Source organism: Maribellus sp. CM-23 (genome assembly GCF_021354595.1).
Classification (GTDB): Bacteria; Bacteroidota; Bacteroidia; order Bacteroidales; family Prolixibacteraceae; genus Draconibacterium.
Map to the genome: position 1 here is coordinate 306,315 of NZ_JADWYJ010000003.1, position 11,004 is coordinate 317,318.

At 46.0% G+C, this 11,004-nt stretch carries 7 protein-coding genes; all 7 read right to left on the minus strand.

Annotation, left to right across the window (positions count from 1 at the left end; genetic code table 11):
* Window positions 1–35 precede the first annotated feature (35 nt).
* A complete protein-coding gene (locus tag INQ51_RS12230) occupies window positions 36–1,043 on the minus strand; it encodes a phosphotriesterase (protein WP_317207960.1) in 1,008 nt (335 codons plus the stop codon).
* 289 nt (window positions 1,044–1,332) lie between these two features.
* Window positions 1,333–2,787 (minus strand): sulfatase, encoded by a 1,455-nt coding sequence (locus INQ51_RS12235; protein WP_233378252.1) that lies wholly within the window; start codon window positions 2,785–2,787, stop codon window positions 1,333–1,335.
* A gap of 9 nt (window positions 2,788–2,796) precedes the next feature.
* Window positions 2,797–4,227: a sulfatase gene (locus INQ51_RS12240; RefSeq protein WP_233378253.1), complete on the minus strand. Its 1,431-nt coding sequence runs from the start codon at window positions 4,225–4,227 to the stop codon at window positions 2,797–2,799.
* A 10-nt stretch (window positions 4,228–4,237) separates the two neighbouring features.
* On the minus strand, window positions 4,238–5,470 hold the full coding sequence (locus INQ51_RS12245) for a glycoside hydrolase family 88 protein (RefSeq protein ID WP_233378254.1): 1,233 nt from the start codon (window positions 5,468–5,470) through the stop codon (window positions 4,238–4,240).
* A 12-nt stretch (window positions 5,471–5,482) separates the two neighbouring features.
* Entirely contained in the window at window positions 5,483–7,402 is a 1,920-nt protein-coding gene (locus tag INQ51_RS12250) for a heparinase II/III family protein (RefSeq protein WP_233378255.1), read from the minus strand.
* 142 nt (window positions 7,403–7,544) lie between these two features.
* Complete coding sequence (locus INQ51_RS12255; RefSeq protein ID WP_233378256.1) at window positions 7,545–9,146, minus strand: DNRLRE domain-containing protein; 1,602 nt, start codon at window positions 9,144–9,146, stop codon at window positions 7,545–7,547.
* A 243-nt stretch (window positions 9,147–9,389) separates the two neighbouring features.
* Window positions 9,390–10,997, minus strand: a complete 1,608-nt coding sequence (locus INQ51_RS12260; protein WP_233378257.1) for a RagB/SusD family nutrient uptake outer membrane protein — start codon at window positions 10,995–10,997, stop codon at window positions 9,390–9,392.
* Window positions 10,998–11,004: the final 7 nt, after the last annotated feature.

An 11,004-nucleotide genomic window follows, 5' to 3' on the forward strand; every position in this document is an offset into this window, starting at 1 on the left:
TTTACTGTTGGTGTGGGGCAGGGGAGAATATTTTATTACTGAACCGGAAGCTCACGTATCCGAAATGCATCGGCAGGAGCGCGGAAAAATAGCTGGAACAGATCGAACTGAGCGATACCTGCTTTTTCCATGGCCGGTATAAGGTATGTTTCGATGTCACTGTAACCTCTGAAATCGCCACCATCGGGTTGTCCCGGAGAGTACCAGCCGGCATCGTGCGAAAGTAAAACCTGCGGAAGCTGTCCGTGTTTTTTCATGTACAGAATAAAATCGAGGTATTCGTCCACTTTGTCGGGTTTGAAGCCATCGAATGCAATGAAAACGCCCATTCTTGCCGCCTCCAGTAGTTTTTCCCAGTCTTTTTCGTTGTTGGCGTGTGTCCAGATAAACGCAGAAGGATCTACACCATATTCCTTTAAAATTTCCAGCTGTTGCAAGGCAGGCAGCGCCGGGCCTGTGTGCGACATAATCACCAATCCGGTTGCCTTGTGGGCAATACAGGCGGCTTCCACTACTTTTCGGTTGAGTTCGCTCAATGGTCCACGTTCCACGGCTATTTTGATAAATCCCGGATAAACCCCGGTTCCTTCAATTCCGTTTCTGGCCTCGTCGATCCAGATGGCAGCAAGTTCTTCGGCCGTTTTCTTTTGCAGTTCCTCCGGAATGTATTTCCCTTCGTAAGCTGAATACAGCCCGGTATTGGTCACAAAATACATCCCGGTTTTTTCGGAAAGCATTTTTAACAGCACCGGATCGCGCCCCAGGAAAGCCGGAGTACATTCCATAATCGTTTTATACCCCAGATCACGGGCTTCTAAAAGGTAGGGCAGTACTTTTTTCACCACTTCGTCGCGGTTCCAGCGATGATAACCGGTACTGTCGGCACCGATAAAGTCAACCAAAATATGTTCGTGATGAAGCGTTTTTCCCATTTTTTTTATTGAAACAGGACCCGTGACAGTCATAATATCCGGTGGTTCCGGGCGACAGGAAACAAAGGCAATAAAAAGTACAACGAGAATGAAGTAAGAAGCTCTGATCATCTGGAAAAGTTTTGTTCCAAGGTAAACAAAATAAGTTGATCAGGGTTTAAGCGCCGACTCGTCTTTGTCTGAATTTTTACCTTAAAAACCACCAACATCGCAGGGGAAGAACAAGTAAATTCCGGCTTTGCATTTTGGAAAGAAAGGGGAGAATTTCACTTTGATTTTTTAGAGCAAACCTGGTTTGGGAGATAGCTTTGAATGAAAAGAGGCAGTCATTTGAACTGCCTCTTTATATCGCTACACTTTTGTTTTGTTGATCAAAACAAAAAATCGGTATCAGAAATTTCTAGTTGATCCACGGATCATTCATCGACTTTAACAAGGCTGCCAGTTCCTGTTCCATTTTTTGATCAAGGTCTTCGTCCTGTCCCCAGATATTTTTCATTTGGAAAGGATCAACCGCATCGTGATACAGGTAATAGTATTTCTCCCCGTTTTTATTTTTAACCACGGCAAAGGTGTATTCGTTGTTCCGGAAGCCTCTGGCGCCCGAAGACGGGTCGGAAGGTTCTGAGCCAAAATACAATTGTTTGTCGGGACGGTTAACCGCTTCGTTAAAAAGTACTTTTGAATAATCCTGTCCTTCCACCGACGAAGGGATTTTATCTTCCAGTCCCATTAAGCCCAGCAGGGTAGGCATAAAATCGGGAACATTGATCAGGAGGTCTTCTGTTTTTGCGCTAATCTTTTGGGGGAAGTGAACGATGAACGGAATCTCGTAGGCCTCGCGGAACCACACATTTTTGTGCATTAATCCCTGGCTGCCCAGCATTTCTCCGTGGTCGGCAGAAAAAACGATGATGGTGTTTTCATACAGACCCGATTTTTTCAGGGCTTCAATCACGCGGCCAATCTGGTCGTCCACTCCGTTGATACAGGCAAAGTAATCAGGTGCCTGGTCAATGCTTCTTTCCACACCTTTGTCGCCCCGTTTTAAATCATCTGGATACGTAAATTTAACATTTTCACGGTTTAGCAATGAATGGTAATCCTCGTCTTTGTAATGATTTCTGTATTTCTCCGGCACTTCTTTAAAAGGAGTATGGGGTGGATTTATGGACCAAAACATGGCAAAAGGAGCGTCTTTTTCCCGTTGATTGTGGTTGTTCTCCAGGTAGCTGATCAGGATGTCAGCTTCGTGTTCCGGCGACCATTTGTTGATCGTCGTTTTCTCATCTTTCCCGGCATTCGTCGTCCAGTAATAAGGATCGTTGTGCCGGTTGTGAGTGCCATAAGCGTACCAAAATGAAAAACCGTGGCGGTTTTCCGGTGGGCACCAGGCATCCCAGATAACTTCTTCGCCCGGAGCCGTTGGTTCGGGGCCGTCAAGATGCCATTTCCCCAAATACGCTGCACTGTAGCCGTTTTCAGCGAGCACATCCGAAAAGCATTCCTGTTCCGGTTTGAGAAAGTTCCCGTAAGCTGTACGGGCCGAATTACAATTGGCAATTACGCCGTTTGAGAGCGGATATTGCCCCGTCATCAACATTCCGCGATACGGGCTGCAAAGCGGGTGGTTGGCCACTGCCCGGCTGAAAAATACTCCATCAGAAGCCAGTTTGTCGATGTTGGGTGTAAGCACGGGGTCCTCATTCAAAAAGCCCAGTGCAGGCCGCCGGTATTGATCGGCAAAAATAAACAGCAGGTTGGGTTTTGTTTCTTCCTTTACCTTGCTTTTCTGCATGGAGCAGGAAGATAAAACCATGACAAGGAAGATCAGGTATATTTGTATAGCTTTCATATTTTATTTCTATTTGATTACGAGTCTGTTTCTTTTTTTCATGTGCTGGTATAGTTTATCCTGTAAATCCGTTACCAGCTCCTTGTTTTCTTGTTTCTCTGAAATATTTACGGTCTCTTCAGGATCGGTAACAAGGTTATAAAGCATCCGTGTGTATCCTTTCTCTTCTCCCTTTCTGAACCATTCGGTGTAGGTGTGGGTTTGCGTGATAACGGTTTCGCCGTCAATCCAACGGGAATACACCTCTTCTTTCCACGGCATTTCCGGGTTGTCAAGCAGCGGGACCATGCTTCTCCCCTGCAAATGAAAGGGTTTTTCGAGGCCGGCCAACTCACACAGCGTAGGATAAATATCTACATATTCTACCAAAGCATCGGTGTGTTGGGCGTTCTCTTTTCCCGGAGCTTTTAAGATCAAAGGAGTGTGTAACACTTTTTCGAAATTACAGTGTTTGCACCATAGGTCGTGTTCGCCTAGATGCCACCCGTGATCGCCCCATAAAATAACAATCGTATTTTCTGCCAGTCCCAGTCTCTCCAGCTCACTTAAAACTTTGCCAATCTGGGCATCGGTATAACTTACGCAGGCATAATACCCGTGAATAAGTTTTCGCATAAACTCCTTGTCCATTGGCCCTTTATCGGGGACATCGGTATAGTTTCTGAGCTCCCCAAACGGATGCATGCATGCGTCGGGTGCATCTTTGGGTTTATACATGTTATCCGGAAGTTGGATCTTCTCATGATCATACATATCCCAGTATTTTTTGGGAGCATTAAAAGGCAGGTGAGGTTTTAGAAAACCAAGCGCAAGAAAGAAGGGCTGTTGACTGGTTTTTAAGTCATTCAGCTTTTTGATGGCCTGTTGTGCGATCACTCCGTCGGGGTAGATGTGATCCGGACCCTCGGGGGCTTCAAAAGAAACACCGTTGATGCCAACCCCACCTTTTCTTGGTTCAATCTGTTTTTTAGCTTCCTCTGTAATGTAGGCTTGCCATCCTTCCCAATCTCCGCTTGGATACCAGGGCTGCTCCGACCAGCTTCCTTTTCCATCTTCCCGGTGATGATAGATTTTTCCCAACGAAAGGGTGCTATAGCCATTGTTTTTAAAATACATGGGCAAGCTAACCACGCCGGGCACATCTTTATCCTGCCAGCAACTGAAGTTTAAAAACCGTTGCCGGTCTGGCCTGATGCCGGATAACAAACTGGCCCGGGAGGCACCGCACACCGGAACATTACAGTAAGAGCGGTTAAAAACCATTCCTTCAGCAGCGAGCTGATCAATATGGGGCGATTTAATGTGTGAAGCTCCATAACATCCTAATTCGGGGCGTAAATCGTCCACCGCAATAAACAGAATATTGGGGCGCGCCTCGTCTTGTGCCTTTGCAAAAAGAACAAAAAGCAGTAAGCCAAAGAAACAGACGATTTTTTTCATTTGAGTCAGACTAAAACTTTTCACCTTTTTCCAGTTTTTCTTTGCGGTACATAGCTTCCAGCAGGTAATAATCGGCATACACCAACGGAACATCAATCTCAACGCCGTGCGGAATACTGCCAACACTATGGTTGAGGATGAAATACTTGTTTTTGCCGTGAACCGACAGGTAATCGGGACTAAGAAGCGACGCAACCATTTTATCGGCTTGTTCCGAATAACCTTTTTCCGGAACATAGATCGAAAGCTCGTACAAGGCCGAAGCTGTTACTGCTGCAGCCGAAGCATCGCGCGGTATCTCCGGATAATCAGCCGTGTCGTATTCCCATTCAGGCACAAAGCCTTCGTCTGCCACATTGTAATCCCAGTAAGGAATTAAGTCTTCGGGCAAGTTCTTGTGGTGAAGCATATACACGGCAATGTTTTCAGCAAAATCCAGAAATTTCTTGTCTTTTGTGTACCGGTAGCACAACACATAACCGTACAAACCCCAGGCTTGTCCGCGTGCCCAGGCCGATGCATCGGTGAAACCCTGGCAGGTTGCCTTGTCCAGAACGGCGCCGGTGATGGTATCGTAATCCACCACGTGGTAACAGGAATAATCGTCGCGGTAATGGTTTTTCATGGTGGTTTCGGCGTGTTGCACCGCAATGTCCCTGTATTTGTTGTTGCCGCTTAAAATACTGGCTTCAAACAACAGTTCCAGGTTCATCATGTTGTCGATGATCACCGGGAAGAACCACTCTGTTTTTTCGTCCCAGGCTTTGCGGTAATCCCACGATTCAATGGCCAGTGTTTTTTCGCTGTAACGCTTGCTCAGCGACTCCGCAGTTTGTACCAGGATATCTTTGTTGTCGAGCCCGGCAAACTTCATCCCGTTCCCATAGCTACAGTACATCATAAAACCAACGTCGTGGTTCCCGCTCCAGTACTGGATGGTATCCAGGGCTTCGGTCCACTTAATCGCCTCGGTTTTCCATTTGTCATCTTTGGTTAGTTCGTACATGTACCAAAGGTTTCCGGCAAAAAAGCCGCTGGTCCAGTTATAGATTCCTACGGTTTTCAGGTTACCGTTCTCATCAATGGTTCTGGGTATTTTTGTTGAATCACTTTCTGCCTGCAAAGTATTGTCGAACTTTTCAGCAATGAAAGCCATTGTGTCAAACTGATCTTTTTCATTCGTTTTTGTAGTGCAAGCCGATAAAATGGCAAGCACACAAATCATCCCAAGTAATTGTCTCATCGTTAAATCGTATTAGCGTTTCTGTATCGTAATTTTATAGTTATCTCTCAGTTTTTGTTTGCGGGCGTTCAAAGATAAACGATAGACCTGATTGCCCCATACTTTTGTTAGCCTCGGATCGGTAACTTCAACTGTTTCAACCCCGGGCTCGAATTGTTGCGGGTCGTATTTCAGCTGAATGCTTTTGCCATCTTTTTCAATGGTAATAATACCTGCCTTTTCTGTTTTGGGCAGTCCCCAGGTCATAAAAATGAGCTGATTGGCACCCTTAGTTTCTGAAAGCGAGAATTTATCTTCAAGCAGCAGTTTGTCATCTTGAAGACGGTAAGTTCTTCTCCAACTGTCAACTTCTGCTTCGTCGGGATAGGCGTTTGCCAAATCAACTGAAAAGCTGGATTTGCTTTCGTTTGCCTCTGTGTTTTTTGAACGATACCGGGCACCAAAAGCCTGCGCCTCGCCGTTGATCATTGGCAGGTTGTGGTAGTTGCCTTGCATGGTCCAGATCGAATACCTTTCGCTGCTAAAAGTCTGACGGGTATAGGTTCCCACACCAATATCAATAATCATGGGAGTATTGTCCACATAAAGCGAAAAAGTCCCCATGTCGTTGTGGTTGTGGCTCTCGTTGTTGTAACCACCTTTGGCGGCGAAAAAGAATCCCGAAGCATTTCGCATGTAGCAGAATTCGGTTTCCGGGTACCAGGTAAACGGCTCCTGCGGAATAGCCGGGCTGGTTTCCGACAATTCGTTGTATGACAAAAGATTCTCGAGAGTGCGGTACATGTCACGGCCAGACTGGTAGGCGTTTTTACCACCGTCGCGCTCAAATAAATAAGCTGCAAATTGCTTCATTTCAGTACTTTTTACAGCTTTTCCGTAGCGGAAAATCAATCCCGGTTGGCCACCTCCACGTGCAGAAGCATCGGCAAAGTTTACGACCCAGCCACTCCCAACGTAAGATTTGGCAATGTATTCCCCCATATTTTTGATCATGGGCTGATCAAAAACAGACACCTTGCCATTGGTTGCCTGACTGAGCAAAGCCAGGTAATCGTACATTTTCCCGGCTGCATGTCCCCAATACGAAGGGCCTTCTTCACAGGCACCGTCTTCATGCGTATAATTGATAAATTTATCTACCGATTCCATGGTTCGGTAAACAGCTTCTGCCAGTTTATCCGGATTGTTTTCCAGTAGCAGAAAACAGGTCAGAACATTAAAATTACACCACGGATTCCAGTTGTTGACCATGGTTTCTGGTGTTGCGTTGGTAGCCATCCACCAAAAGGTGCGGTTCATAAACGGATCGAGAATACGCGTCTGAAGATTCTCGCGAAGACGTTCGGGAATCAGCGGCTGAACTTTGGCCAGTTCATCTTTCAGAAAATAATAGGTCCAGGCAAAAAACGATCCCATGTCGCCGGCAGTCAGGTCAATGATATTTTCTTTATAGGAGGGTAGGGAAGTGTTTTCAGCCTGCTCGCGCGAAACATGGGCCGACAGCGCCCATGAAGTCATTTCGCAACTCAGCCATATTCCGTTGGAGATCTGGTCCAGAAAGCGTCCTTTTCCTTCTGCCAGTTCTGCCAGTACCAAATCAGCCAGTGCTAAATTATTCCGGCCAAAGGGGCTTTGCATAATATCGCGCGACCCGCTTCGCTCAAATTCCAGGTAATCTGTAGCCGATACAACTTCCCATTCGTGGCTTAGGGCCTGTTCGCCCCGCTCAATGATTTCTTCTTTGACACCCACGGTTAGTTTATCCCATCCCTGGCGGTCGTTGTAGGCCGGGTAGCTGACCCATTTCTGATGGTTGATCAAGCAGGATTTTAACTGAGCCAAATCTGCCTTTTTCTGAAGCAGGTTGCGTTCCTGCCATCCAAATCCGTTGAATGATAGCACAAGTAACAATAACAGAAGATAGTGTCTCATTGTGGTTTATTTGTTTTTAATTGGTTTATAAATATATACATACTCAGGTAATAAATGCTTTGTCAGATATCGTGGTAAACGGGTTTCATCCTGAAAACAGGTTTTTATTTCTACCTGTCGTCACGACGAAGATTGTTGCTTGTCAGTGTTGAATGATCATTTTTTGTGTTGCAATCTTTTTCCCATCATTTATTTGAAGAAAATAGTAACCGGAAGCAAAGCGACCTCCAAGATTTATCTCCAGTTGATTTTCACCCGGATGTACATTTGAAATCCACCTTTTCTTTGGTTGCCCCGATGCATCCAGAATATCAATTGTTATTTCTGAATTTTCCACTGAACGGTAGTTTATGTGCAGCAGATCTTTTACCGGGTTGGGGTAAAAATCAAAATTTCGGGCAGAGTTCCCTTGTGGGAATATGGGAATGGAAGTTACTTCCGAATCATCATATTCGATCAATAGCTTGGGCTGATCCAGCTGGTTGCTCTCTTCTTTGCTGTAAAAAGTTAAACTTGCTCCGCCGGCTGTCGACGAGTTTAACTGGAGGGAAATGGCTCCGTCAGCCAAATCGTTTTTCAGCTGAGTGGTAATGTCCCATTCCATTGTATGGCCGGAAGCCAGACCTTGGGCACTGGCAATTACTGTCCCAATTGATGGCTGATTATCCCATGTCAGGGATTCTTCTGTCCACGAGTCGTTGCTTACGTATTTTAAATCGAACGCAACCGATTCGGCTTCGGTATTGGAGCTTTGAACTTTCAGTTGCAGTTTGGCTGACTTAATATTGCCGCTAACAGTACTCATCCCAAACTTCAAATAAGCACGACGGACATAAGGTGTGGTAAGCCCTTCTTTAACTGTGATCTTTGTTTCGCTGCCGTGCGTTTTGGCGGTACCATTGTCAGCACCGTACACATAGCTGTCGTCCAGAGGCAGAATTGTAAGAAGTGTATCGGTTTGATTGTCTGGCAATCCAACACCTTCGTACACACGCACATAATCTACGTAAGCGGCGTTGGGGAAAGTGCCGGTATGGGCGTTACCATCGCCCCAGCTGGCTCCAGTTGATAAGATTATATATTCAAGTGCATCGGAAACACCTTCACCTGAATAAGTTGATTTAAGAACGCCATCGAAATAGAATTTGTAATAACCGGGTCCCCATTCAAGGCCATAGGTGTGGTAATTTCCATCATGTACCGAACCACCGGCGCTTTGTGCCCAGCTTTTGTGATCTGCGCCATATCCGTCCCAGTGTAGTGCAATGTTGTATTTATTGGTAATGTAGGCAGACTCCAGAATGTCGATTTCAGCACCATCGCTTCCGCCATTGCCAACATTGCCCATTGTTTTGCTTTGCAGCCAGAATGCGGTATGGCAACCATCGGCAGTCGGTGCTGTTTTTATCGATGCTTCGTAATAGCCGTACTTTCTTTCGAACAGGTTAATGGAAGTAACTGCCGCTGCCAGCACAGTATCTTTGCTTGTTGTTACGCGGGTGTTGGTTAAAACCAGTTTCCCATCTGCCAGAGAGACATTGTCGTCTTCGTAGCGCCAGTAAATGGTATAGCCATCGTGGTTTCGTGTTGTGCGGTATCCTTCTCCGCGCGAAGCCCATTTGGTCGCGTCAACAGTAGTTCCGTTAAATTCGTCCTGCCAGATTAACGACCAGTCTCCGGGAGGTACCTGGGCAGATGTAAAAATGCCTGCCAGAATAAAGGCGAATAAAACGCAATACTTCATTTGTTTGAATTTGTTAATTGATGAGGTAGCTGATTCTTTTCAGTAGAATTTGCCTGAAATACAATCGTTTTCCAGTTTGCTGACATATTTCATCTTACTTCTCTGAAGGAGTTATTCCGTTTTCAGGAATACCAGAGCCTGTTTTATATTCCAAATCAGGCGATGCTATTGGAGCACAGAATAGGAAAGTTAACGAAAGGCTTCCAATTGGAAGCCTTTCGAATAACGCCTTATTTAACCAGACTATTCCGGATAACCCGGGTTTTGTGTCAAATTCGGATTGATTTCTCTTTCCTGCTGTGGGATAGGCCACCATTTGTGGTAATCGAAATACTGGCAGGTAAGGATCGGTGAATCTGCAAAAGTACAGATGTCTCCGTTGGTTTTCATTCCCATCAACTTAAAGCCATCGTTTAGCTTCAGCCAGTCCCAACGTTTGAAACGGGCATACAACCAGCCTTCCATTGCCAGTTCACGAATGCTTTCGTTGCGTATGTTTTCGATCATTTCTTCTTTGGTAAGCGAACCAACTTCGTATAACGGAAGTTTGTCGGATGCTCTTGAACGAACCTCGTTGATGGCATCGTAAACCGAAGCATCGGTAATGGTTCCGCTAAGTGTTTCTGTTTTTGCCTCAGCATACATCAACAATACATCGGCTAAACGGAAAAGTATCCAGTTGTTGGGTGAGTCGTAAGCAATACCGCCATCGCCTTCGATAATGGTTTTACGAACGGTCATACCCGTGCGGCTGTGTGTGTATCCTGTAACTCCGTATGGATAAAGCATGTCTACATTGCCTTCACCGATAGTGTGGGCTCCCGGACGAATGATTGTCCAGTCCAAACGTGGGTCGCGGCCTTCGAAATAGTTGTAAACCTCCGGTTGAATGCGGGCATCTTCAATGGTATATTCCGGATTTTCATCGATGCGCTCGAATTTATCCACCAACCACAGCGATGGGTGAATCCAGGTCCATCCCCATGACGAGTGTGCACGGGTGGCATACATTTTATCAAAACAGTTACCGTCTTGCACAAACGAGATAAACTGGATATCGAAAATCACCTCTGAGTTGTTTTCATTCTGCATATTAAACACGTCAGGGAAACTGGGTTGCAAAGTATAAACATCGCTGTCGATAACGGCCTTTGCACTGATAGCAGCACCGGCAAAATCTTCTTCAAGCAGCTGAACTTTTGTTTTCAGCGTAAGGGCAGCACCTTTTGATGCGCGGGCAATGTCGCTTCCCGAATAGCTTTCAGGAAGTGAGTTGATGGCTACATCCAAGTCATCGTAAATTGCATTGATTATCTGCGCCTGCGGTGTACGTTCAACCATTGCTTCCGAAACGTCCTGGATCTCGAGGATAAGCGGGACATCTCCGAAAATTAGCGTTAGCTGGTAGTAGTATAAAGCCCTCAGAAAAGAAGCTTCGCCTTTCATCCGGCTTTTGCGTCCTGCTTCGTTGTCGGCAAACGGAATCTCGTCGATGTGCATCAGAAAATCGTTGCAACGAACAACGCCTCTGTAGGCTGACGCCCATACCTCGGCCACAACTGCATTACTGGGGTCGAAGGTGCCGCTGGCAATCTGAAATCTTCCGCCGTCACGTGCATGAGCCAACGGCGTAAAGCAATCCATCATTCCCCAAAGTTCGTAACTCAGGTTTTTGCTTGTTCCAACGCATTGCAGCGCATCGTAACAGGCTTGTATACCGGCTTCGGCATCGGCAGGCGAGAGCCAGAAAGTAGCTTCAGAGATTTTGTCCAGGGGTTGTTTGTCAAGCACATTTTCGCATGCCGCCAATAGCATTACTAAAACTGCCAATAGTGATATCTTGATCTTCATAGTTCTT